Source organism: Bacillus sp. (in: firmicutes), assembly GCA_017656295.1.
GTDB lineage: Bacteria > Bacillota > Bacilli > Bacillales > JACDOC01 > JACDOC01.
Genome location: JACDOC010000008.1, coordinates 14763 through 39499 on the forward strand (window position 1 = coordinate 14763; position 24737 = coordinate 39499).

Below are 24737 nucleotides of genomic sequence, written 5' to 3' on the forward strand. Positions count from 1 at the left end.
GGGGCAAAGAAGTATGAAGCTACCGTGGTTTTCTCAAGGTAGGAAAGTGATCAATATCGTGTTTACTGATTATGCACTTAGGGTGGTCGAAGCAAAAACGACTCCCCCATTTGCGGTTACTCGGTGGACGGAACGAGAGCTTCCGCCAGAAACGATTAAAGGGGGCATCATTTATGATTCGCAAACACTATTATTTATATTAGAAGAAATAGTGGCCGATTGGGGTCTTAAACATCGTCCTGTCCAATTTTTAGTACCCGATCAATACGCCATCGTCCGTCGACTTTCGATTCCGAAAGATGTAAAAGAAGATGAATTACATAGCTATATTTTTTTAGAGATCGGCACCAGTATTCATTTGCCATTTGAAAATCCAGCTTTCGATGTTATTCCATTAGGGGAAAAAGAGAAAAAACAAGAAGCATTGCTTTTTGCTTCTCGTGAAGATATTGTGGCTTCGTATGCCAATCTCTTGGAGGAAGCCAAATTGAAGCCACTTACCGCTGATATGTCCATTTTAGCCCTTTACCGCTTGTTTTTATATTCAAAGGTAATCGATGGAAACGGACATTATATGATGTTACAGCTTGATCGTCATTTGTTAACCGTTTCCATTTTTCACGGTTATCAACCGGTGTTTATGCGACCCATTCCGGTTGAATGGAATCAGGTGGAAGAAAAAGAGGTTAATCATTGGAGTTTGCCTCTGGAAGATTTATATAATGAAATTGAGCGGGTCATCAACTTTTACCGTTATTCCCTCTTTCATGGGGATGTGGATATTACGTGCTTTTTACTAAGCGGCGACTACCCTGTATTAGATGTATTTGGAGAAGCGTTAAAAGAACGCTGGGGAAAAGAAGTGTTTAAAGTTCCTGAACAACATTTCATGGACCGCGACAACGAGCCGATACCTTCATCTATGGAACTTGCGATTGGGTTAGCATTAAAAGAGGTGCTAAAATGATTATTGATATTAATCTACTACCGAGAAAAGAAGATAGGCATCGTGCACCTAAATATATATTAATTATTATCATCGCCCTTACGCTTATTACAGGAGGAATATATTGGTTTCAACTTCATATTGTTTTTCAAAAAATAGAGACGTTGGAGCAAATGGTTAATCAAACGAGACAAATTCGTGAAACAGAGGAACAAAAATCATTATCATATACCTCCAATAAAGCGTATCAACAATTAGAACAGGCGGTTACTTGGGCCTCTCAATATCCTATCCAAGCGGTTCCAATCATGAAAGAACTTATTTCTATTTTGCCTGAGCGCGGTTTTTTCCGTCATTTTAAATGGATGGAACAGCAAACGATTGAATTGTCCATTCAGTTCGATTCCCAGCGGGATGCAGCCTATTACTTTACTTCATTAACAAAAATAGAATGGATTAGTGACGTCCAGCTTCGATCCATCGAAACAGAACCAGTCGTAGCGGATGATGCTGAAAATAACGAGAATGAAGACGTATTACCACGCTATATCGCCCTATATGAAATCAAATTAAATAAACAACTGGTTAAAGAGCACTTTGAGCAGGAAGGAGGATCGTCATAGATGAAGTCATTTACTCGTAAAGAATGGACCATTCTCCTTCTGGTGACTTTATGCTGTTTTTTGGCACTTATCGCAATTCATCTGTTGATTTATCAACCAAACGTTCATACGCTTAAAAAAATCGAAAACGAATTACAAACGGAACAACAACTGTTAGCTGTGATTAGTAAAAAAACCGAGAACATGGAACAACAAACGATAATGAGTTCGATTGGATTACAACAACAATTGCCGGTAAAGCCATTAACCGATCAGTTGTTGCTGGACATAGAAATGGCCGAAATGCTATCGGGAGTTTCAATTGAACAAATTTCACAAATGGAAGCACAAGAACAAATAGATCCATCGCTTAACATGGCCAAGCAGGGGGAAGCGACAAGTTCTGAACAATCGATTGACAATGGATTCGTTCCAACCGGTATCGAACGAATGAGTTATCAACTTCGCGTCAAGGCAGACGATTATTTTGAAATGGAATCGTTTTTATCCAAAATAGAAGAATTACAACGCATTACCGAAATTAAGGAGCTCGTATTTGAAGGTCCGAAAGAAGTGACATCGATTATGGAAACACAGGAAGATTTCATATTTGAAGTCGTCGTGACAACGTATTACTACCCAACCTTAACAGAATTACTCGATGAAGTACCAAGACTTCAAGTCCCTGCTTCAACTAACAAACAAGATCCGTTTCCATTCTTTTCGGACGGTGATTCATAATGGTTAAACTATCTCGAGACAATCGTGGTGTGACATTAGTAGAGTTATTGGTTGTTGTCGTTATTTTAAGTATTATTGCTACCGTGTCCGTAATAGCGATTGGGAACATCATCCAAACCCAACGTGACAAAGCCTTTGTAGGAAATGCCTATATGTTAGTAGAAGCTGCTCGCCTTTATCTAACAGAACAACAAATTCAAGGACAATCCGTTGGTAGAATACCTTATCAATTATTAGTAGAAAGAGATTGGATGGAAGAATTAATAGATCCATATACATCTACAAAACTTAACCATCAAGAAAATCATTCCTATGTTTCAGTCAAAGATGGAACGGTTGAAGGTGTCTGTTTAAAAGGACACACTAAAAATTTATGCTTTTTTGACGGTAGCGTTCAACCGATTCCATTGAAAGCTTTATCGGTTGAATTAATCCGCGAAAATTGACGATAACTTTCTAGACAAGACGACAAAAGTCTTGTTCTTTTTTTTATTCCATATGGTAGCATGGAACAAAAAGGCAGGAGGTGTCTCCGCTTGGACAAGCCGGAAGATAAAAAACATCGAATTACGGTAAAAATAAACGGGAAAGAACGCCATTTTCAAGAAGGTGTCATTGTTCACCGCTGGGACGAAGGAATGGAAGAGCAAGCTAGCACGGACGAAGCTGTGCTTGTAGACGAAAATGAAGAAAAGCCAGTAGTGAGTTCATCATATAAAAGCTTATGGAACCGTAAAAAAGGTTTTGGACCATTTCGTGGAAGAGATATTTTGAAATGGTGGACAACCATTGTATCAGCCTTAGTAACAGGGGGAGTATTTGGGCTCATCATGTTAAATTTTTTTTCGAGCGACGAACCCGTATCTCAAAAGGTAACAAAAACTACCCCCACAGTAAATAAAGAAAATCAAACGTACCAACTACCTACCGTTTCCGTTAGTGTTATTCAATTAGGAGCCTTTCAGCAAGAAGAGGCGGCCCTGCAATTCGAACAATCATTGAAACAAAACGGCTTACCGACAAAAATTGTTCACGATGGGAACCAGTATTTTATTTTTGCTGGCATGACGAAGGAGTTGACTACGGCTAAACAATTAGCAGCCACATTAAAAGAAAAAGGGATTGACGCTTATGCAAAAAAATGGACGTTAACGGGAAAAACAATAGAGCTTACACCTTCGGAAGAAAACGCCCTCCTTATGTTGAATGAATCGTTCCAGGTCCTTTTGCAACAAATGGATCAATACGTGTCAAGTAGTTCCCTCGATCATACGGCATTGGAGAAGGAATATATTAACATTCAATCGTTGAAAGAAAAGGAGTTTTCTCCTCAATTAAAGGAGTATGTTAGAATCATAGATCAAACCTTTCAACAATTGCTCTCATTAGGAGAAGGGAAAAATGATATACAATGGTGGAAGACACAAGCGACGCTCTTATCGATGTTTTCTATCTATTAATCGATATATATTTTCCGGGAAATCAAAATTCGACAAATCCCGGGCTTTTTATTGTCCGGAAAAAAAGAATTTGGTACGATTATACTGTATCTCCCTCGATAACAGAAAGGAAGTGTAGGTTTTATGCCAAACCTCATCTTAGCCTCAAGTTCCCCGAGAAGAAAGGAACTCCTACAACAAATTCGCTTACCTTTTCACATTCACCCTAGTACTGTTAGTGAAGAAGTAAAAGCTGACCTTCCGCCAAAAGAGTTAGTCGCTGAATTGGCCATACGTAAAGCGAAAGACGTTGCTAATAAATATCCTCACGACGTCGTCTTAGGTGCTGATACCGTTGTCGTATTAAATGGAAAGATATTAGGGAAACCTGTCGATCGTGAAAATGCTCGAAACATGTTGCAAGCGTTATCAGGAAACACACATGAAGTATTAACTGGGGTAGCTATCGTATATAACGAAACGGTTCATCATTTTGTCGAAAAGACGGAGGTAACTTTTTGGGAGCTGTCTGCTGAAGAAATCGAACAATATTTGAATAGTGGTGAACCGTTTGATAAAGCGGGAGCGTACGGTATTCAAGGTCTTGGTGCAACATTTGTAAAACGAATTGACGGAGATTATTTTTCAGTAGTCGGTTTACCAATCTCAAAGGTACATCGTGTGTTAAAGCGTTTGTCAGTAGAGTTTTCGTAAGCTCCTAAAAAGTTCCTCCTAAAAAAGGAGGATAAATATTGATTAATAGCATGATGCTACGTGATGTGCCACAAAATGACCGTCCGAGGGAGAGGTTTATTCAAAACGGACCGCAAAGTGTTTCCAATCAAGAATTATTAGCGATATTGCTTGGGACAGGAACGAAAGAAGAATCTGTTTTACAATTGGCTAATCGTCTTCTTGTTTATTTTGAAGGTTTACGTATGTTAAAAGATACTTCGTTAGAAGAGTTGATGGCGGTCAAAGGAATTGGAAAGGCTAAAGCGGTTCAATTGTTAGCCTCCGTTGAGTTGGGCAGGCGCATCCATAACTTGACGTTTGAAGACAGGTACGTCATTCGGTCCCCTGAAGACGGGGCTAAATATGTCATGGAAGAGCTACGCTTTTTATCCCAAGAACATTTCGTCTGTTTATATTTAAATACGAAAAATCAAGTAATGCATAAACAGACCGTCTTTATCGGGAGTTTAAATGCATCGATTGTTCATCCCCGCGAAGTTTTTAAAGAAGCCCTTCGCCGATCTGCTGCTTCTCTAATTTGTGTACACAACCATCCTTCGGGTGATCCAACGCCAAGTCGTGAAGATATTGAAGTGACGAGACGATTAGTGGAATGCGGACAGATGTTAGGAATTGAAGTACTCGATCACTTAATCATTGGCGAAAAGAAATATGTTAGCTTAAAAGAAAAAGGATATTTATAACAGATAGGTTTCCACTCTATGAAATTCATTGACGTTCGGCTATAATATTGGTTATGATTTTTTCGTCAAAGAATTATTTTGCTACTAATTTTCTTACTTTAAACGTAGGTTTGGTATAAAGACTATATTAAGGATTCTGTATCAGAAAGGGAGATACACGCATGTTTGGATTTGGAACAAAAGACCTTGGAATAGATTTAGGAACGGCGAATACGCTCGTTTACGTGAAAGGAAAAGGAATTGTATTACGCGAGCCATCGGTTGTAGCACTACAAAAAGATACGAAACAAATTGTGGCTGTAGGAAATGACGCGAAAAATATGATTGGTCGGACACCAGGAAATGTCGTCGCCACTCGACCAATGAAGGATGGGGTCATTGCTGACTATGATACAACGGCAACCATGATGAAGTATTTCATTAATCAAGCAATGAAAAATCAAGGACTATTCTCTCGAAAACCGTATGTGATGGTGTGTGTTCCATCAGGGATAACAGCTGTCGAAAAACGAGCTGTTATTGATGCTACTCGTTCCGCTGGTGCACGAGACGCGTATACGATTGAAGAACCATTTGCAGCAGCGATCGGTGCAAATCTTCCTGTTTGGGAACCAACCGGAAGCATGGTTGTGGATATTGGTGGAGGAACAACAGAAGTCGCAATTATATCGCTAGGTGGTATCGTGACGAGCCAATCGATTCGCGTAGCTGGTGATGAAATGGACGACGCGATTATTCAATATATTCGCAAGACATACAATTTAATGATTGGTGATCGAACAGCCGAGCAAATTAAAGTGGAAATTGGTTCAGCAGCAAACCCAGAAGGAATTGGACCAATGGAAATTCGAGGACGCGACCTGCTCACAGGACTTCCAAAAACGATTGAAATAACCGCTGAAGAGATTGCCGCTGCACTTCATGATACCGTTTATGCAATTGTTGAAGCCGTAAAAGGTACGCTTGAAAAAACTCCTCCAGAGCTCGCAGCTGATATTATGGATCGTGGAATTGTTTTAACCGGTGGAGGAGCGCTGTTAAGAAACTTAGACAAAGTGATTAGCGAAGAAACGAAAATGCCTGTATTAATTGCCGAAGACCCGCTAGATTGCGTTGCTATAGGAACAGGAAAAGCATTAGATAATATTCATATGTTTAAAAATAAAGCAAAAGAATCTCGTTAAGATAACAAACTGGGGTGTACATCATGCCACTATTTTTTCGAAATAAACGTCTGATTGTATTGTTAGTAAGTATCATTGTGCTTGTGGCATTGATTGGGTTTTCCCTTAGGGAACGCGGAAGCCTAACATGGCCGGAAAAGTTCGCCAACGACATGATTGGAATAGGCCAAGTAGTAATTGCTAAGCCCGCTCATTATATTGCGGGCTTCTTTGAAACTTTAGAAGAAATCAAAAATACATATGAAGAAAACGAGAAGTTAAAAATTCGGTTAGAAGAATTGGCGAAATTAGAAACACTTGTCAGTGAATTAACAAAAGAGAATGAAGAATTACGGGAAATTATAGGGATGAAGGAAAGCCTTCGAGATTATGAAGTGATTCACGGAACAGTAATTGCCAGTAATCCAGACCAATGGAATAAATATATAAAAATTAATAAAGGAGAAGTAGACGGCGTTAAAAAAGATATGGCGGTCATCACTTCGAAAGGATTAATTGGGAAAGTAAGAAGCACCAACAAGTTTACTTCCACCATTGAATTATTGAGTATGAACAATTCGAAAAGCCGTATTTCTGCTCTTATTCAAGGAAAAGAAAATGTTTACGGATTAATTGAAGGGTATGATGAAGAGTCAGAGATGTTGCTCATGAAACGAATACCATTTGATGTCGAAATTAAAGAAGGACAAAAGGTAGTGACATCTGGACTCGGTGGCGTGTTTCCAAGATTGCTTCCAATTGGGGAAGTAGCAAAAGTTGAACCAGATCAATACGGGTTAAACCAAACGGCGTACGTCAAACCAGCAGCAGACCTAAACGATATCGTCTATGTAATGGTCGTCAAACGAAGTATAACCGAAGTACAATTAGAGGATGAAAGTGAGGATCAAGCTGAATGAGACGCTTTATCCTTACACTCATCGTCGCTTTGTCTTTTGTTTTTGAAAGTATTTTTGTGATGCATTTTCCACCAACTATATTCGGAAAAGAATGGATCATCATACCCCATTTCACCTTAGTTATCTTAATGACTATCGTCATATATGATCATCGTCGCAGTGCGCTTCTTTTATCATTTGTATTCGGCTTATTCTACGATATGTATTACACGGAAATCATTGGTGTTTACTTAGCTTTGTTCCCTTTTATAGTTTATGGGACATCGAAGTTGATGATTGTGCTTCAGTCAAACGTGCTGGTTGTAACGTTACTTATATTATTTGGTAACGTTTTCCTAGAATTTATTGTCTACCAATTCCATCTGCTTATCCAGACGACAACCATTTCTTTTGACCAATTTGTCCAACTTCGATTGTGGCCAACACTATTCGTAAACACCGTTTTCTTTTTACTTGTCGTGTTCCCATTAAGGAAACAGCTGCTTCGCTGGAAAAATGAACGTTCAGAAGAATAACGATTTTCACTCACGAAAAAATGATAAAAAAGAGGAAAATGGTGGTTCATTGTCGAATTATTGTTTAACTGAGGTGAAATGACACGCCATGAAGAAAAAGCAAAATGTACTTATAAAAGGAACAAAAGATGGTTTAACTTTATTTTTAAATGATCAGTGTTCCTATGAAGAATTGAAAAAAGAATTAGACGAAAAATTAACAGCCCAATATATCAATCAAGACGACTATCCATTAATTACCGTGCGAATTGATGTTGGCAATCGGTTTTTAACCGATGAACAAATAGAAGAAATCAAGCAGTTAGTTCGACATAAAAAAAATTTAGTGGTTGATGATATTGTTTCCAATGTGATGACAAAACAAGAAGTTCAGAGAATACTAGACGAGCAAGAAATTACTTCTGTAGTCGGGATTGTTCGTTCTGGACAAGTTTTAGAAGTCCCAGGTGATTTGTTGCTAATTGGCGACGTCAACCCAGGCGGTACGGTAGTGGCCGGTGGAAATATTTATATTTTGGGAGCATTAAAAGGCATTGCTCACGCCGGATGCTCTGGTAACGATGAGGCGGTCATTGCAGCTTCTGTCATGAAGCCATCCCAGCTCCGCATTAATCATTGCTTAAACCGAGCACCAGACCAATACGACGAAAATGAATCACATGAAATGGAATGTGCATATATAGACGATTCTTATCAAATTGTCATTGATCGTATAAAAGTGTTAAAGCAGCTTCGACCGAATATTACAAAGCTTAAAGGAGGATTTTGAACGTGGGTGAGGCAATCGTCATTACTTCCGGAAAGGGTGGCGTAGGGAAAACGACAACATCTGCAAATGTTGGAACGGCCCTCGCCCTACAAGGGAAAAAAGTTTGTTTAGTCGATACTGATATTGGACTAAGAAACTTAGACGTTGTTATGGGGCTGGAAAACCGAATTATTTATGACCTCGTTGACGTCGTCAATGGACGTTGTAAAATGCACCAAGCACTAGTGAAAGATAAACGGTTTGATGACCAATTATACCTTTTACCAGCCGCTCAAACAAGTGACAAATCAGCTATTCAGCCGGAGCAAATGAAAGAACTAGTTGAGCAGCTCAAGCACGATTTTGATTATGTAATTATTGATTGTCCGGCCGGAATTGAACAAGGCTACAAAAACGCGGTCGCTGGCGCGGATAAAGCTATCGTTGTAACAACGCCTGAAATTTCCGCTGTTCGCGATGCAGATCGCATTATCGGTTTATTGGAGCAAGAAGACATTGAACCACCAAAATTGATCATTAACCGAATTCGCAGTCAAATGATGAAAAACGGTGATATGCTCGATATTGATGAGATAACGACCCATTTGTCGATCGAATTAATTGGTATTGTTGTCGATGATGAGGAAGTAATTAAATCTTCTAATCAAGGAGAACCAGTCGTATTAAATCCAAATAACAAGGCATCAATTGCCTATCGAAACATTGCCCGCCGTATCCTCGGTGAATCGATTCCGTTACAGCCACTAGAAGATGAAAAAGGTGGTATGTTTTCGAAAATTAAAAAACTGTTTGGCGTAAGATAAATGATTTGTAGACTTGAAGTGTTTTTCACTTTGAGTCTCTTTTTTTATGGCTTTGTTAAATGATACTATTGATATTTATCCATTTCGCTTGTGGCGGACGCTTTCCGCGGGCAAGCCGCAAGATGCTTCCCTCGCTACGCTCAAGTATGGGTCTTGCCTGGTTTCTTGTCCCCGCTGGAGTCGCCGCCGTGTGAACAACTTACTAAAAATCAACAATAAAATATAACCCAGCCTTTTTCATAAATCACGATAAAGTTACTTTATATTTGTTTGTTTAAACAAAATAAATACTTGTTCAATGCTTGTAATTAATGGATTTTTTGGTCATTCATGCAAAATTGAGGAGCTGTTTACGAAAAATCTAAACTATTTGTAATAAAGTTACCAATGAAGTTCGGATGAACATTCATCATCTCCCTTGTCATATCTTTTTCGGACAAGACATACATTGGTACAAATTGATAAAGGAGCATGATGTGCGTATGGGGAATCGGCGAGATGAAATCCGAAAAAGAATTGAAAAAAGAAGGAAAAGTCGTCAACCTCCAACCTATTGGTCTGCGATGGATGAAGAGCGATTCGGAATGGATTCATATCCATCATTTGAAGTATCAGGAGATGATGATCATCCGTTGTTTAACAAAGAAGTGCTGATGTTTAAAATTCTCTGCTCTGCCTTGCTCACTTTAGCTGTAGCCATTATTTTTAAAAACACCTCCCCGTCCTTAGAAAATACAAGAGCACTCATTCAAGAAGCAATGAGTCAAGAATTTCAATTTGCGTCAATTGCCAACTGGTACGAAAATACGTTTGATCAACCGCTAGCCTTGTTCCCAACGAAGTCAGGAAATAAAAGTAACTTTACAGCAACACCTGATTATGCGGTTCCAGCTTCGGGAAAAGTGAAAGAAAGCTTTGATGAAACCGGACAAGGCGTGATGATCGAAACAGAGGCTGGGGCGGATATTGAAGCGATTAACGATGGACTTGTTGTTTTTGCTGGGAAAAAAGAAGGATTGGGTAACACGGTGATTATTCAGCATGTGGACCGTACGGAGTCGTGGTATGGACATTTACAAACAATTGATGTCACCCTTTATCAACCGGTTAGTAGCGGAGAAAAAATAGGAACGGCCCAAGTGACGAACGAGCAGGCCGGACAATTTTATTTTGCGATTAAAAAAGATAATCATTTCATTGATCCAATACAGGTGATCTCCTTTGAATAAATGGGTCTCTATCGGAAAAAAACTATCGATTCATCCTTTATTTTGGCTTGTCATGTGTTTGGCAATTGTTACTGGACATTTTATTTCATTGCTTATTTTATTTATCATTGTGTTTGTTCATGAACTCGGACACGCCTTTGCCGCACTCTTTTTTTCTTGGAGAATAAAAAAAATCTCGTTATTACCTTTTGGTGGAGTAGCTGAAGTAGATGAACATGGCAATCGCAGCGAGCTAGAAGAATTCATTCTCATTATTGCTGGTCCGCTGCAGCACGTTTGGATGCTTGCTGCTGGTTTTATATTGTTTCGGTTAGGTTGGATGTCACCATACCTGTACAGTGAATGGATGACGTTTAACTATATGGTTCTATTTTTTAACTTACTTCCGATTTGGCCGCTTGATGGGGGAAAATTACTGTTATTAGGCCTATCAAGATTTTTATCGTTCCAGCAAGCGTATCAAGCCATTTTAGCATGGTCACTAGTCAGTTTGCTTATATTTCATAGTTGTATGCTTTGGCTATCCCCATATCATTTAAACTTATGGATTATTTTTAGTTTTCTATATTTTTCTATATGGATGGAATGGAAAAAGAGACATTATACGTTTATGAGGTTTTTAATGGACCGTTATTATGGAAAAGCGTCGACAATCAAAAAATTAAAAACAATTTATGTCCAAGCTGACGAAAAATTATTTTCCGTATTGGAAAAATTTCAAAGAGGATACAAACATCCGATTGTTGTTGTAAAAAACGGAAAAGAAATAGGATCGCTAGACGAAAATGAAGTACTCCATGCTTTTTTTTCGTACAACATGTTTTCAGCACGAATCGATGAGCTTTTATATGCGTATTGAAAACGTGTATACTTAAAGAAAAAGGTCTGTATAAAGACCTTTTCTTATTTTCGAGATACATAAAAGGAGAATGCCGTTTGGTCGAATTGATAGTTAACGCCTTACAAAGAGAAAAGCGCTATGCCATTTTACATGATGGGGTACTGTCACGGCTCCAACTATCACCTGTAACCAATTCAACCTTAGTTGGAAATATATTTTATGGGAAAGTAGTTTCCATTGAAAAGGGCTTAAATGCCGCCTTTGTTGACATTGGAATAGGAAAAAACGGGTATTTGCATCGTGATCAACTCCCTTCTTACCTACTTTCTCCTCTCGATGAATCCACCAAAAAAGAAAAGCTTATTCATCATTGGGTTCGGGAAGGAGAAAAAATCGTCGTCCAAGTAAAAAAAGACGGAACAGAACTAAAAGGGCCGTTTTTAACTGGACTGATTGAATGGGGAGGACAGTACCTCATCTATTTACCGTTTGCCCGACGCATTCATTTATCGAAAAAAATCACCGATGAACAAACTCGGTATCAGTTAGAAAGTTTTGTGAGGAAGCTACTAAAAGATGATGAAGGGGTTATTATACGTACACAATGTGCCAATGCAACGACAAATGAGATTGAGCAGGAATTAATCACATTACGAACCGCTTTTTCCAACATGATATCCCGTTTGTCAAGTCTAAAACCACCTGCCCTTTTATATGAACACGATGAATGGCTCACCCAGTTAAAAAATGAAATCTTGACAGGAGAAGGAGGGACCATTCTCGTTGATGAATTTTCCCTCTACCAGCAAATAAAAACATGGCTTAAGCAAACACCAAAATGGTCGATTTACCGGTATCAAGGAAACGAAAATATTTTTTCTGCTTATCAAGTAGAAGGGCAGTTGGATAAATTACGTCAACCAAAAGTGTGGTTGCCGAATGGCTCCTTTATCGTGATTGAACAAACCGAAGCAATGACGGTCATCGATGTCAATACAGGAAAGTTTACGGGGAAAAATAGCCTGGAAGACACGGTTGTTGAGACGAATCGATTAGCAGCGGTTGAAATTGCTAGACAGCTCAGGTTAAGGGATATAAGCGGTATTATCATCGTCGATTTTATCGATATGAAATCGGATGTGGATCGAAATATTGTTCTTACAGCACTGCAAAATGAAATTAAGCAGGACACAAAACGCGTTCATGTAATCGGATTTACGGAATTAGGATTACTCCAATTAACACGTAAAAAAACAAGAAATTCGTGGTTAACCGAGACAACAGAGACATGTCCGATTTGTGATGGTAGGGGGAGAGTCGTATCCGCAGAATCGTTAGCATTTCGATTAGAAAGGGAGCTATGGGAATTAAAAAATGGGGAGTATGAAGCGGTCATTGTTGAATTAACTCCTGATGTAAAACAATTTTTTATTGGGGAAAAGGGGGAGCACCATAAGCAGCTAGAAGAAACGTTATTTGTTCGTATACATATGAAAGAAATCAACAATGCCTATCCTTTCTATCGTATCTCATTTGTTGGACAACAACGTGATGCCGAGCGAATTCTTTTAACATAAAGGCTATGTTATATGTCATTGTTGATTTTTAGTAAGTTATTTACATGAAGCGAAAGGCGGCGACTCCAGCGGGAACAAGAAGCCGCAAGACCCTTACTTGGGCTTGCGGCTTGCCCGCAGAAAGCGTCCGCCACAAGCGATATGTATGAATATCAACAGTATCGTTTAACAGAACCAACATAAAAAGAAATAAGTTGACAGTAATTAAGTGAATATGTTAGGATTTTTATTGTTATTGTTTGTAGCAGCACCCATGCTACAACCGCACAACACCAGGTTTTAAAGCATTGCATTAGCAATCACCTGAGTTTGGCGAGTCTTAGTCTAAGGAGGTGCGAAACATGTACGCAATTATTGAAACTGGCGGAAAACAAATCAAAGTAGAAGAAGGTCAAACAATCTACGTTGAGAAGTTAAACGTTGCAGAGGGTGAAACAGTAACGTTTGACAAAGTTCTTTTCGTTGGCGGTGAGTCTGTAAAAGTAGGTAACCCTGTAGTTGAAGGTGCTACTGTTACAGCGAAAGTTGAAAAACACGGCCGTCAAAAGAAAATCGTTGTATTCAAATACAAACCGAAAAAGAACTACCGTCGTAAACAAGGTCATCGTCAACCTTACACAAAAGTTGTGATTGAAAAAATCAACGCGTAAGGCGACGAACGATGATACGGGTAGCTATTCAACAAACTTCAGATGGCAAAATCATGTCCTTTACCATGAAAGGACATGCGAACTTCGCGGAACACGGTCAAGATATTGTTTGTGCTGGTGCTTCAGCCGTATCATTCGGAACAATTAATGCGATTCTTCAATTAACGAAGATTAAGCCACGCATTGATCAAAGTTCTGATGGTGGATATCTTCGATTTACGGTTCCAGAGCAATTGCCAAAAGACGTAGAAGAAAAAGTTCAATTGTTATTGCAAGGAATGGTCATTTCCTTGCAAACAATTGAACGTGATTACGGAAAATATATACACATTACCTTCAGCTAGGAGGTGGAACGAATGCTAAGACTAGACCTACAGTTCTTCGCATCCAAAAAAGGGGTAGGTTCTACTAAGAACGGTCGTGACTCAATCGCGAAGCGTCTTGGTGCAAAACGTGCGGATGGCCAGTTCGTAACTGGTGGTTCTATCCTTTATCGTCAACGCGGTACCAAAATCTATCCAGGCCTAAACGTTGGTCGTGGTGGTGACGACACATTATACGCAAAAGTTGACGGTATCGTACGTTTCGAGCGTATGGGTCGTGACAAGAAAAAAGTGAGCGTATACCCAGTAGCGAAAGAAGCATAAGACGATAAGAAAACTCTAACCGTTAGTGGTTAGAGTTTTCTTATTTTTATTTCATAAATAATAGAACGATTCTTCTCTTTTTTGTTATACTTACAAGAAGAAGATGAATCTTTATTTTGTCAATAAAATAGGAGTATGAACATGGATAAAAAATGGACGATTGTGGAAGTTTTGCGCCATGCAAGACATGATTGGTTAAATCAGCTCCAATTAATTCAGGGGTATATTACGTTAAATAAATTGGATCGGGTAAAAGAACTGATTAACGAGATTGTAGCTCGAGCCCAGGAAGATTCGAAACTATCCAATTTACAACTTCCGCGCGTAGCTGAGCGGTTAATTACGCACAATTGGGAGCCTCATGCATTCCAAATTTCGTACGAAATACATGCGAAAGCAAATGAAATTTCTATTTCAGATGAGTGGCTCGATCAATGGATTGATGCTTTTTTTCAAATGCTCGACTGCGAACTATCGAAAGATGTCGAAAACATACTCCACCTCACCTTACATACATTTAAAGAAGCCATTACGTTTTCCTTTCGCTTAACAGGTCGTATGGAGGAGCCACATCGAATTAAAACGTGGTTAGAAGAGAATGCGAAAGGTCACATTAAACATATAGAAATTTTTCATGTAGACACACAATTGCTATCGTTTAAGTTATGTTTATAACATTCGTCCGTAAAAGAATGACAGATTATGTGAAAGGACGGGAATGAACATGTTTGTCGATCAAGTCAAAATTTATGTGAAAGGTGGCGACGGCGGGAACGGAATGGTCGCCTTCCGTCGTGAAAAATACGTTCCAAAAGGTGGGCCAGCTGGTGGTGACGGCGGGAAAGGAGCGGATGTCGTTTTTGAAGTAGACGAAGGGTTACGTACGTTGATGGATTTCCGTTATCAACGTCATTTTAAAGCCCCGCGTGGAGAAAACGGTATGTCAAAAAATCAGCACGGCAAAAATGCCCCAGAGATGGTTGTAAAAGTTCCACCAGGTACAGTTGTAATGGATGCCAATACAAAAGAAGTGATCGCCGATTTAACCGAACACGGCCAAAGAGCTGTGATTGCCAAAGGTGGACGAGGTGGTCGAGGAAATACTCGTTTTGCGACACCATCGAACCCGGCTCCAGAAATTTGTGAAAAAGGGGAGCCTGGTCAAGAGCGTGAAGTTATTCTAGAACTTAAATTATTAGCTGATGTTGGCCTTGTAGGCTTTCCAAGCGTCGGTAAATCAACTCTTCTTTCCGTTGTCTCAGCGGCGAAACCGAAAATTGCTGAGTACCATTTCACGACACTTGTTCCGAACTTAGGGATGGTGGAAACAGAAGATGGTCGCAGTTTTGTCATGGCTGATTTACCAGGATTAATTGAAGGTGCCCACCAAGGAGTCGGGCTCGGACATCAATTTTTACGCCACATAGAGCGGACTCGCGTCATCGTCCATGTCATTGATATGGCGGCTATGGAAGGAAGAGATCCGTATGAAGACTATGTCACCATCAATCAAGAATTGAAAGAATACAATTTACGTTTAACAGAACGACCTCAAATCATTGTTGCGAACAAAATGGACATGCCTGGCGCTGAAGAGAATTTAGCGACATTTAAAGAAAAAGTAGGAAACGACGTACCGATTTTCCCAATTTCGGCCCTTACTCGCCAAGGATTACGGGATTTATTATTTGCAATTGCAGATAAGCTAGAAGAAACACCTGAGTTTCCGCTTCACGAAGAAGAAACGGGTGTTCATCGCGTCGTTTATAAGCATGAACAACCGAAACCAGAGTTTACAATTACGAGAGATTCAGACGGTAGTTTCGTTTTATCTGGAGAGAAAATTGAGAAATTGTTTAAAATGACCGACTTCTCTAGAGACGAATCCGTCCGTCGTTTTGCACGCCAAATGCGGGCGATGGGTGTTGATGAAGCTCTGCGGCAAAAAGGAGCCCAAGATGGAGATACCGTACGCTTATTGGATTATGAATTTGAATTTATTGAATAAGAGGCATCAAAGATGGGGGAAATTCCATTGAATAAAAAGGATCAAGGACTAAAGTTTTATCTAGTCAGGGAAGATGTTCTTCCAGAAGCGATGAAAAAAACACTTGAAGCTAAAGAATTAATTGAACGAAAAAAAGTTTCATCCATATGGGATGCGGTTAAAAAGGTGGATTTAAGTCGCAGTGCCTTTTATAAATATCGCGATACGGTTTTTCCGTTTCACACGATTGTGAAGGAAAAAATTATTACCCTCTTTTTTCATTTAGAAGACCGTTCAGGAACGTTATCACAGTTATTAAGTGTGGTTGCATCACATCACTGTAACGTGTTAACCATTCACCAAACGATTCCATTACAAGGTCGAGCAAATGTAACGTTATCATTAAATGTTACTGACATGTCCATTACGTTAGATGAGTTACTTGATCAACTTCGGCAGTTAGAATTTGTGGAAAAGGTCGAGGTGCTCGGCTCAGGTGCATAGGTCGACAGCTCGACCTTTTCTTTTTATCACTAACCATCAGCGGGGGACCTCTACTGATAGAAGCTATACTTAATAATAAAAGAAATTTTTTATAGAGATGGATGTAAACAAAGGGGGAGCATAATGAAGGTAGGCTATTTAGGTCCGAATGCAAGCTTCACGCATTTAGCTGTAAAGCGAGCATTTACAAATGTTCAATTGAATCCATATATGACGATTCCAGAATGTATCGAAGCCGCTTCCGCAAAAGAGGTAGATATAGCGGTTGTTCCGTTAGAGAATGCACTTGAGGGATCAGTGAATTTAACTATCGATTATTTAGTACAAGAGACAGACTTAAAAATTATCGCAGAATTGATTTTGCCAATACGCCAACATTTAATGATGCATGCTCAGTATGCAGCTGAAGAGGAGATACGTCCCGAAAAAGTTTTATCGCATAGTCATGCCATTGCCCAATGTCACAAATTTTTACACCAACAACTAAAAGGTGTTCCTGTCGAGTATACTTCTTCAACAAGCGCAGCTGCTAAATGGATTAGCGAGCATCCCGAGAAAAAGTACGCAGCGATTGGAAATGAACTAGCAGCAAAAGAGTACGACTTAACCATTCTCAAAAAAGATATTCACGATTACAAACATAATCATACACGTTTTATCGTCGTCTCTCGAGAAAATTTCCGCTGTATTTCCCAGTCTACGAAACAAGTGAAAACGACGGTGATGGTGATGCTACCGTCCGATTATGCAGGAGCGTTACATCAAGTTCTTTCTGCTTTTTCGTGGCGGAAGTTGAACTTAACTAAAATCGAATCCCGTCCGATGAAAACGGGATTAGGCAATTATTATTTTATTATCGATATTGAAAAAGAATGGGATGATGTATTGTTACCGGGAGCGGTAGCGGAAATGGAAGCGCTTGGTTGTCAAGTAAAGGTGTTAGGGAGCTACCCTTCCTATTCGTTTACATAATAAAACAACCCACTCTTTTGATAAAGGGTTCAGTTTAGAGGTGCAAACAAGTAAAAAACAAGCATTAACGCATTGGAATTCACAAGTGAACTCCAATGTAAATCGTCTATTTTATATGGACGATTTTTTAGGTTAATTGGATTTTTATGTTAATATTAATTGTGAATTTATTTTTAGAAAATACAATCAATTAAATGAGGGGATGAAAGAAATGGCTATGTCAGACTACTATAAAAAATTAAGAGATAAACTTGGTGCAGATTTGATTTTTATGCCTTGTGTAGCAGGAATAGTTCGGAATGATTCGGGGGAAATATTATTTCAGAACAAAGGTAACGGAGAAAAGTGGAGTCTGCCTGCTGGGGCGATAGAACTTGGAGAAGCTCCTGCTGAAGCCGTGGTTCGGGAAGTTTGGGAAGAGACAGGCTTATATGTTACTCCAAAGAAACTATTAGGAGTATTCGGAGGAAAAGACTTTCGTTATCAATATCCAAACGGTCATAAAGTTGAATATAATGTGTTTCTGTTTGAATGTGAAGTTCAAAGTGGAGAACTAAACCCGATAGACGATGAAACTTTTGAATTAAGATATTTCAACTTAAATGAAATGCCTGAACTTGCATTACCATATCCTAAATCAGTTTTCGAGTCGCCTTCTGAGGAAGTATTATTCCAGTGGAATGATGAATGGTTAAATAAACTAAAAAAGTCCTAATTAGTTAATCTTTTTTTTGAAATTTCCAATACAAGTCAAAAGGAGCTTAGAATTAAGCTCCTTTTTTGTGTGATTTATTACGTGATTTATGGTGTGGCATAGATGCGAAATGGATTGATATTTAGATTGATAATTATCATTTTGCACCTCAAAAGTGAACCCGTTACTCTTTTGAGTGGGTTGTTTTATTACTCTTGTTCTTCTACAATCATTAGAAATCCAGCTTTCTCAAGCGCCTTTTCCGCTTCCAATAAATATTGTTCGTTCGGTGCGGAAATAGTGTGCAAATGTACTCCATCAGTTAATTCTGAAAGAAAAGAGGCATTGGTTGACCGTATTCGTTCCATAAACATTTGTACTTCTTTCCGGTTAGACACCATCACCGAGGCGGTAAGATCACCATATACTGGATGTTCGATTTTGACATCTTTGACGGTCACCCCATGATCAACAAGTAAATTAAGCTCTTCTTCCGTTCGTTCCGGTGGATGATAACAGGCGATCGTTTTTGTTGCTTCTTTTTGTCCATTGACGGGATGTAAGTATAAATATCCTTGACTGGTAGCGATAATAGGTTGATTTCGTGCCTTTAATAACGTAATATCGCCTACGATCACTTGGCGACTTACATTCGCTTTTTTCGCTAATTCCGCACCAGTAATGGGTTGTTGACTATTTTTTAACATATTTAGTAATAAGTTTCGACGCTCTTCGCCTAATAACTTCTTCTGTTCTTTCATCATGACTCCCCTCGAACAAAATTCGTCATAATTGCATTGTACCATATTTCTAAAGGTTAACGTAAAGATGCATCATCAGTGACAAATATGATGTAAAAAAGAAGCAAAATCAATCATGTCTTGTTCGGTAGTCGTTTTTCCTACAGATAGGCGAATAAATTGTTTCGCCTGTTCCTCAGAAATCCCCATCGATGTTAACGTTTTGGATGGTTGCTGCATACCAATTTGACACGCCGACCCCGTTGAAATCGCAAATTGATGACGATTCGCTTCTAACATGACATAACTGCCTTCCATTCCATCAATTATACAGCCTATCACATGGGGGAGCTGTTTTACCGCATCATGGTGTTGAATAATCCGAATGGATGGGGAGGTAAGCTTGTTCAAAAACAATTTTCGTAAGCGTGCACCTAACGCATAATACGCTTGTTGATTCGACTCGGCTTTCTTAGCGGCATATACAAACGCAGCGATACTAGGAAGATCAACCGTTCCACCACGTAAACGGTTATCTGAAGGTGTTTGGGCAAATAGTGAGTGGATGTACAAATTTGGGCGAATGTACAAGGCTCCTACCCCTTTTGGTCCGTATATTTTATGGCTAGAAATACTTAGACTATCAACGTTCGAAACGATAGAGGATAGCGGTAATTTACCAAACGATTGGACACAGTCAACGTGCAACCAAATATCGTGTGGAGCCAATATTTTTTTTAGCTCGTCGATCGGTTGGACAACTCCGGTTTCCCCATTCACATGATGGGTTGCTACTAAAAAAGTTGACGGTCTAATTTCGTTTTCTAATTGTTTCAGATCGATTTCCCCTGTGGATGTTAAAGAAAGCTCTGTTATTTCCACCCCGAGACGTTCGAGAAGAGGAAACGTCGAGCGAATCGACGAATGTTCTCCTTTTGTCGTAATCATATGATTTTTTCCATCTTTAATACTCCAAGCAAATGTAAATAAAGCGAGTTGGTTCGCTTCGGTTCCACCAGTTGTAAAATGAATCCCTTCTTTCGGTACATTAAGAATATTGGCCAACGTCAGGCGACAGTTTTCTAGTAATTGGGCGGCCTTACTCCCAATATCATGAAGGCTATGCGTATTCCCATAAAACGATTGGGCTACTTCCATGTATACTTGTAAAGCTTCCTTATCGATTGGCGTTGTTGCAGCAAAATCTAAATATCTCATGTTAAATCCCTTCTTCATGTAACATAAAAATTTTTCCTTTTTCAATCTTCTGAAGAAAAACTCTTGTCATTAGTTTAAATATATGTAAATATAAGTGTCAAGACACCTGTTGAATCAGGAGGACTTTTTATGATGAAATGTGACGTGTTAATTGTAGGTAGTGGCATTGCTGCTTTACAGTTAGCCAAACACTTAATGAGGGACTATCATGTGAGGATAATCACAAAGTCATTAAAAACACATAGTAATTCTTATCTAGCCCAAGGGGGAATTGCAGCACCTCTTGCACCGGATGATTCGATAATACTACACGTTCAAGATACGTTAAACGCAGGGAGATTTACTCAACACGAAGATTCAGTTTATTCGTTTATTAAGGAAGGAAAAAATGCTATCGAACAGTTGATTGCAGAAGGTGCGCCATTTGATACAGATCCAAAAGGCCAGCTTCTTTTAGGGATGGAAGGGGCTCACCAATCGAGACGAATCGTCCATTGTGGTGGGGATCAAACAGGGAAACAGATCATTGATTTTCTTCTTCAACAAGTGTTTCCTTATGTAGAATGGCTAGAAAACGAATTTGTTTATGACTTAATCGTGGATGAGACGACCCATCGGTGTATTGGCGTTAAGTCCATTTCTCACGATGGAACAATCCAAAAGATGTATGCGGAACATGTCGTGTTTGCGACCGGTGGTGTTGGAGGCATATACGAGTTTTCATCGAACGACCCAACAGTAGTCGGGGATGGATTAGCCATCGCTTACCGACATGGTGTCGCCGTTGCTGATGTCGAATTTATCCAATTTCACCCTACGTTATTTTATAAAGATGGTAAAGCAAAAGGATTAATTTCTGAAGCCGTTCGAGGAGAAGGAGCGAGACTTGTCAATGACTGCGGCTACTATTTTATGGAAGGAATACACCCGTTAAAAGAATTAGCGCCGAGACATGTCGTTGCCCAAGCGATTTTTGATGAGATGCGTAAAGGAAGAAACGTGTATTTAGACATATCACGCGTGTCTTATTTTGAGCAAAAGTTTCCGACCATTAGTCAGTTTTGTGAAAAGCAAGGTATTTCCATTAGCAGCGGAAAGATTCCTGTTGCCCCGGGTTGTCACTTTATTATGGGAGGGATTGTGACAGATTCGGTTGGTCGGACCACACTGCCTCATTTTTATGCCATCGGGGAAGTAGCTTTTAGTGGCGTTCATGGGGCCAACCGGCTTGCAAGTAACTCTTTATTAGAGGGGCTTGTCTTTGGGCGTCGTTTAGCCTCTTGGATAAAAAGTGATAGGAGCTCCCTTTCCGCCACGCCAAACACAGAAAAAAACTGGCCAACTGCCGAACTAAAGCCATCGTTCCCGATAAAGGATGAAATTCGAAAACTTAACATGGAACGGGTAGGTATCGTCCGTCATCAACAAGCATTGAACGAGCATGTACGGTGGCTTGAACAATTTCACCTTTCGTACTGGTTAACTCATTCGTTAGATCAGATGGAAAAGGAAGACATTCAAACGTTATTTATGCTGGTGACGAGTTATTTAATCTCTCAAGGAGCGATAAAGAGAAGAGAAAGTCGCGGAGGTCATTTTCGTTCAGATTTCCCGTTAGAAGATGAACGTTGGCGCCAAAAAACGATTATGCAACAAATGAACGATTACGGTTGGGGGAAACAGCATGAATGTATTGAAATTGAAGCATATGCTTGAACTATTTTTTATTGAAGATATTGGTGATACTGATGTGACGAGCGATTTCATTTTTCGAGAATCCGAAAAAGATGAACTGTACTTTGTTGCAAAAGAAGCAGGTATTTTTTGTGGTAAGGACATTTTGGAAGTGGGATTTCGTGTGTTAGATGACTCCATTGAAGTGACCACATTTAAAAGCGATGGAGACATCGTGAAACCGTTTGACACGATTGCGGTTGCACGAGGTCAGGTCGCTACCTTGTTGAAAGGGGAACGGGTGATTTTAAATCTTCTTCAACGACTCAGTGGCATCGCGACTATGACAAAAAAAGCCGTCGAATTAACCGCTCATACCGGTGTCATCATTACTGATACCCGAAAAACAACACCGGGGCTAAGGATGTTGGAGAAGTATGCTGTTAGATGTGGGGGTGGCAAAAATCATCGGAACAGCTTAGATGATGCCATCATGATTAAAGACAACCATATCGCTTATGCTGGTTCGATTACCGAAGCGGTGAACCGGGTGAAAAAAAAGGCCGGTCATACGCTAAAAATTGAAGTGGAAGTAGAAACAAAAGAAATGATGGAAGAAGCGATTGCAGCCGGTGTCGATATCATCATGTTTGATAATTGTTCACCACAGACGTTACGCGAATGGCTACCGTTCGTTCCGAAATCCATCTTAACCGAAGCTTCTGGTGGCATTCATTTAGAAAATGTTCGTGAATATGCCGAAACCGGTATTGATGTGTTGTCTCTTGGGTGCTTAACCCATTCGGTAAAAGCACTGGACATAAGTGCAAAAGTTTTTAAATAAAGGATGGAGGGGTTTTGAATGAGTTTCCTGCAAGCAATTCAGTCATCTCAACAAACCATTCCTGAAACGTATCGACAATTGACGCGTGAAGAAATGGAACAACGAGTTTTTGAAATAAAGCGAGAACTAGGTACGTCCTTATTTATTCCCGGTCATCATTATCAAAAAGACGAAGTCATTCAATTTGCAGATGCTACGGGGGATTCGTTGAAATTAGCGCAACTGTCAGCTGAAAATAAAGAAGCGAAGCACATCGTTTTTTGTGGGGTTCATTTTATGGCAGAAACGGCCGATATTTTAACAAATAACGAACAGTTGGTTTATCTACCAGATATGCGGGCAGGTTGTTCTATGGCAGATATGGCTAACATTTATCAGACGAACAGGGCTTGGGTAAAGCTTCAAGAAATGTTTGGTGATACGATTCTTCCATTAACGTATGTGAATTCAACTGCGGAAATTAAGGCGTTTGTCGGGAAAAACGGTGGAGCTACGGTGACGTCGTCGAATGCGAAAAAAATGCTCAAATGGGCATTTACGCAAAAAGAACGCATTTTGTTTTTACCTGACCAACACTTAGGGAGAAATACAGCCTGTGACTTAGGAGTTCCACTAGATGAGATGGCTGTGTGGGATCCGATTCAAGAAGAGCTAATCTTTGCAGGCGACATCGCTTCTGTAAAAGTGATTTTATGGAAAGGGCATTGCTCGGTTCATGAGAATTTTACCGTACAAAATGTTTATCAAGTGAGACGACAGTATCCGGAGATGAAAATTATTGTTCATCCAGAATGTCGCCGAGAAGTGGTGGAACTTGCCGATGAAAATGGATCTACGAATTATATTATTGAAACGATTGCCAAAGCACCAAAAGGTTCTTCCTGGGCCATCGGTACGGAAATGAATTTGGTGAATCGATTAATTCAGCAACATCAAGATAAACATATTATTTCCTTAAATCCGCATATGTGCCCATGCTTAACGATGAACCGAATCGATTTACCTCATTTATTATGGTCTCTCGAAAGCATTGTAGAAGGGCAGCCAGTCAATCGTATTCAAGTTCACGAACAAACCGCTAATGACGCTCGACTGGCTCTTGAACGGATGTTGCAACGTTCGTAAAAAAATGGAATATAACTAAAAGAGGCTGTCCCATAAGTGTCTGACACTCACGCGACGATTGCAATATAGTAGAATGTTTGCATGGTGGGGGAAATTTAGGCGTTAGGGACAGCCTTTTATCGTTAAAAAAGTTTAAATTAGCTATAGTGTTAAAATATGATATAAGTGTGATTCACGTTTAGATTGGTTCTTCCGGAGAATAAGACACGTCTAAATAATTTCAAGTTATGCTGGGAATAAATATACTAAAAAGGAATGATCACAATTGTTGAAAAAGGAAATGAAAAATATTGAGCCAACTATTGCACCTGGAATTGATGACGATGAAGAACTTGGGCAAGAGGCAACAAAAGAGGAGATTGCTCGAGGTGATTACACAGAAGTGACAACATTATCTTATGATGAAGTTGATCCATCATTGAGGGTGTCAAAAAAGTGATTTTTTTAAAGGATATGTTAAATGATTCTGTTGATATTTATACATTACGCTTGTGGCGGACGCTTTCCGCGGGCAAGCCGCAAGCCGCTTCCCTCGCTACGCTCAAGTAAGAGTCTTGCGGCTTCTTGTTCCCGCTGGAGTCGCCGCCTTTCGCTTCCATGTGAATAAACTTTTTAAATATCAACCATGACATATAACATAGCCCTTTTTAAAAGTTTATAGTGGTCGGATTGCCGTTCCATTGTAACCATTGTGCTCC

Annotated in this window: 31 protein-coding genes and 1 other annotated feature; of the genes, 27 read left to right on the forward strand and 4 right to left on the reverse strand. The window is 39.6% G+C overall.

Annotated features, from left to right (window positions below):
- The first annotated feature begins 13 nt into the window (after window positions 1–13).
- From pilM to minD, 12 genes are all read left to right on the forward strand, one after another.
- Window positions 14–967: a pilus assembly protein PilM gene (gene pilM, locus H0Z31_08625; protein MBO8177504.1), complete on the forward strand. Its 954-nt coding sequence runs from the start codon at window positions 14–16 to the stop codon at window positions 965–967.
- The gene (locus H0Z31_08630; GenBank protein ID MBO8177505.1) at window positions 964–1569 is read left to right on the forward strand and encodes a hypothetical protein; all 606 of its coding nucleotides are present in this window, start codon (window positions 964–966) and stop codon (window positions 1567–1569) included. The genes pilM and H0Z31_08630 overlap by 4 nt, the downstream gene beginning before the upstream one ends.
- Window positions 1570–2289 carry a hypothetical protein gene (locus H0Z31_08635; GenBank protein ID MBO8177506.1) on the forward strand — a complete coding sequence of 240 codons (720 nt, stop codon included), beginning with the start codon at window positions 1570–1572 and terminating at the stop codon, window positions 2287–2289.
- Window positions 2289–2735: a prepilin-type N-terminal cleavage/methylation domain-containing protein gene (locus tag H0Z31_08640; GenBank protein MBO8177507.1), complete on the forward strand. Its 447-nt coding sequence runs from the start codon at window positions 2289–2291 to the stop codon at window positions 2733–2735. The genes H0Z31_08635 and H0Z31_08640 overlap by 1 nt, the downstream gene beginning before the upstream one ends.
- Window positions 2736–2825: 90 nt before the next feature.
- Complete coding sequence (locus tag H0Z31_08645) at window positions 2826–3749, forward strand: SPOR domain-containing protein (GenBank protein MBO8177508.1); 924 nt, start codon at window positions 2826–2828, stop codon at window positions 3747–3749.
- Between the two features lie 123 nt (window positions 3750–3872).
- Window positions 3873–4442: a septum formation inhibitor Maf gene (gene maf / locus H0Z31_08650; GenBank protein MBO8177509.1), complete on the forward strand. Its 570-nt coding sequence runs from the start codon at window positions 3873–3875 to the stop codon at window positions 4440–4442.
- Between the two features lie 53 nt (window positions 4443–4495).
- Entirely contained in the window at window positions 4496–5167 is a 672-nt protein-coding gene (gene radC / locus H0Z31_08655) for a DNA repair protein RadC (GenBank protein MBO8177510.1), read from the forward strand.
- Between the two features lie 161 nt (window positions 5168–5328).
- Window positions 5329–6351 carry a rod shape-determining protein gene (locus tag H0Z31_08660; protein ID MBO8177511.1) on the forward strand — a complete coding sequence of 341 codons (1023 nt, stop codon included), beginning with the start codon at window positions 5329–5331 and terminating at the stop codon, window positions 6349–6351.
- 23 nt (window positions 6352–6374) lie between these two features.
- Entirely contained in the window at window positions 6375–7250 is an 876-nt protein-coding gene (gene mreC / locus H0Z31_08665; protein ID MBO8177512.1) for a rod shape-determining protein MreC, read from the forward strand.
- A complete protein-coding gene (gene mreD, locus H0Z31_08670) occupies window positions 7247–7765 on the forward strand; it encodes a rod shape-determining protein MreD (protein ID MBO8177513.1) in 519 nt (172 codons plus the stop codon). The genes mreC and mreD overlap by 4 nt, the downstream gene beginning before the upstream one ends.
- A gap of 88 nt (window positions 7766–7853) precedes the next feature.
- Window positions 7854–8534 carry a septum site-determining protein MinC gene (minC, locus tag H0Z31_08675; protein ID MBO8177514.1) on the forward strand — a complete coding sequence of 227 codons (681 nt, stop codon included), beginning with the start codon at window positions 7854–7856 and terminating at the stop codon, window positions 8532–8534.
- A gap of 2 nt (window positions 8535–8536) precedes the next feature.
- Window positions 8537–9337, forward strand: coding sequence for a septum site-determining protein MinD (gene minD, locus H0Z31_08680; GenBank protein ID MBO8177515.1), 801 nt, complete (start codon window positions 8537–8539; stop codon window positions 9335–9337).
- A gap of 75 nt (window positions 9338–9412) precedes the next feature.
- On the opposite strand, the gene H0Z31_08685 is transcribed toward minD, so the two are convergent.
- Window positions 9413–9553: a hypothetical protein gene (locus tag H0Z31_08685; GenBank protein MBO8177516.1), complete on the reverse strand. Its 141-nt coding sequence runs from the start codon at window positions 9551–9553 to the stop codon at window positions 9413–9415.
- A gap of 266 nt (window positions 9554–9819) precedes the next feature.
- Here H0Z31_08685 and H0Z31_08690 point away from each other — a divergent pair, with 266 nt between their 5' ends.
- The 11 genes from H0Z31_08690 to H0Z31_08740 all read left to right on the forward strand — a co-directional run bounded on the left by H0Z31_08690 (window position 9820) and on the right by H0Z31_08740 (window position 18459).
- Window positions 9820–10566, forward strand: coding sequence for a M23 family metallopeptidase (locus H0Z31_08690; protein ID MBO8177517.1), 747 nt, complete (start codon window positions 9820–9822; stop codon window positions 10564–10566).
- Window positions 10559–11425 (forward strand): M50 family metallopeptidase, encoded by an 867-nt coding sequence (locus tag H0Z31_08695; protein ID MBO8177518.1) that lies wholly within the window; start codon window positions 10559–10561, stop codon window positions 11423–11425. The genes H0Z31_08690 and H0Z31_08695 overlap by 8 nt, the downstream gene beginning before the upstream one ends.
- A gap of 77 nt (window positions 11426–11502) precedes the next feature.
- A complete protein-coding gene (locus H0Z31_08700; GenBank protein MBO8177519.1) occupies window positions 11503–12984 on the forward strand; it encodes an Rne/Rng family ribonuclease in 1482 nt (493 codons plus the stop codon).
- A 250-nt stretch (window positions 12985–13234) separates the two neighbouring features.
- Window positions 13235–13314, forward strand: a sequence feature (ribosomal protein L21 leader region).
- Window positions 13315–13325: 11 nt separating this feature from the next.
- Window positions 13326–13634: a 50S ribosomal protein L21 gene (gene rplU, locus H0Z31_08705; GenBank protein MBO8177520.1), complete on the forward strand. Its 309-nt coding sequence runs from the start codon at window positions 13326–13328 to the stop codon at window positions 13632–13634.
- 11 nt (window positions 13635–13645) lie between these two features.
- Entirely contained in the window at window positions 13646–13978 is a 333-nt protein-coding gene (locus H0Z31_08710; protein MBO8177521.1) for a ribosomal-processing cysteine protease Prp, read from the forward strand.
- A 12-nt stretch (window positions 13979–13990) separates the two neighbouring features.
- Window positions 13991–14281, forward strand: coding sequence for a 50S ribosomal protein L27 (gene rpmA / locus H0Z31_08715; GenBank protein ID MBO8177522.1), 291 nt, complete (start codon window positions 13991–13993; stop codon window positions 14279–14281).
- 141 nt (window positions 14282–14422) lie between these two features.
- Window positions 14423–14956: a Spo0B domain-containing protein gene (locus tag H0Z31_08720; protein MBO8177523.1), complete on the forward strand. Its 534-nt coding sequence runs from the start codon at window positions 14423–14425 to the stop codon at window positions 14954–14956.
- A gap of 49 nt (window positions 14957–15005) precedes the next feature.
- A complete protein-coding gene (obgE, locus tag H0Z31_08725) occupies window positions 15006–16289 on the forward strand; it encodes a GTPase ObgE (protein MBO8177524.1) in 1284 nt (427 codons plus the stop codon).
- Window positions 16290–16301: 12 nt separating this feature from the next.
- Entirely contained in the window at window positions 16302–16772 is a 471-nt protein-coding gene (locus tag H0Z31_08730) for an ACT domain-containing protein (GenBank protein MBO8177525.1), read from the forward strand.
- Window positions 16773–16895: 123 nt separating this feature from the next.
- On the forward strand, window positions 16896–17744 hold the full coding sequence (gene pheA / locus H0Z31_08735; GenBank protein MBO8177526.1) for a prephenate dehydratase: 849 nt from the start codon (window positions 16896–16898) through the stop codon (window positions 17742–17744).
- Window positions 17745–17955: 211 nt separating this feature from the next.
- Window positions 17956–18459 carry an NUDIX domain-containing protein gene (locus tag H0Z31_08740; protein MBO8177527.1) on the forward strand — a complete coding sequence of 168 codons (504 nt, stop codon included), beginning with the start codon at window positions 17956–17958 and terminating at the stop codon, window positions 18457–18459.
- Window positions 18460–18647: 188 nt separating this feature from the next.
- On the opposite strand, the gene H0Z31_08745 is transcribed toward H0Z31_08740, so the two are convergent.
- Complete coding sequence (locus H0Z31_08745) at window positions 18648–19199, reverse strand: transcription repressor NadR (protein MBO8177528.1); 552 nt, start codon at window positions 19197–19199, stop codon at window positions 18648–18650.
- 75 nt (window positions 19200–19274) lie between these two features.
- On the reverse strand, window positions 19275–20396 hold the full coding sequence (locus tag H0Z31_08750; protein ID MBO8177529.1) for an IscS subfamily cysteine desulfurase: 1122 nt from the start codon (window positions 20394–20396) through the stop codon (window positions 19275–19277).
- 129 nt (window positions 20397–20525) lie between these two features.
- Between H0Z31_08750 and nadB the strand changes: the two genes are divergently transcribed.
- The 4 genes from nadB to H0Z31_08770 all read left to right on the forward strand — a co-directional run bounded on the left by nadB (window position 20526) and on the right by H0Z31_08770 (window position 24478).
- The gene (gene nadB, locus H0Z31_08755) at window positions 20526–22112 is read left to right on the forward strand and encodes an L-aspartate oxidase (protein MBO8177530.1); all 1587 of its coding nucleotides are present in this window, start codon (window positions 20526–20528) and stop codon (window positions 22110–22112) included.
- Window positions 22081–22914, forward strand: a complete 834-nt coding sequence (gene nadC / locus H0Z31_08760; protein MBO8177531.1) for a carboxylating nicotinate-nucleotide diphosphorylase — start codon at window positions 22081–22083, stop codon at window positions 22912–22914. Before nadB ends, nadC begins: the two co-directional genes overlap by 32 nt.
- An 18-nt stretch (window positions 22915–22932) precedes the next feature.
- A complete protein-coding gene (gene nadA / locus H0Z31_08765) occupies window positions 22933–24039 on the forward strand; it encodes a quinolinate synthase NadA (GenBank protein ID MBO8177532.1) in 1107 nt (368 codons plus the stop codon).
- 265 nt (window positions 24040–24304) lie between these two features.
- A complete protein-coding gene (locus tag H0Z31_08770; GenBank protein ID MBO8177533.1) occupies window positions 24305–24478 on the forward strand; it encodes a hypothetical protein in 174 nt (57 codons plus the stop codon).
- A 37-nt stretch (window positions 24479–24515) separates the two neighbouring features.
- Here the strand turns inward: H0Z31_08770 and H0Z31_08775 are convergent, their stop codons facing one another.
- Window positions 24516–24671, reverse strand: coding sequence for a hypothetical protein (locus H0Z31_08775; GenBank protein ID MBO8177534.1), 156 nt, complete (start codon window positions 24669–24671; stop codon window positions 24516–24518).
- Between the last annotated feature and the right edge of the window lie 66 nt (window positions 24672–24737).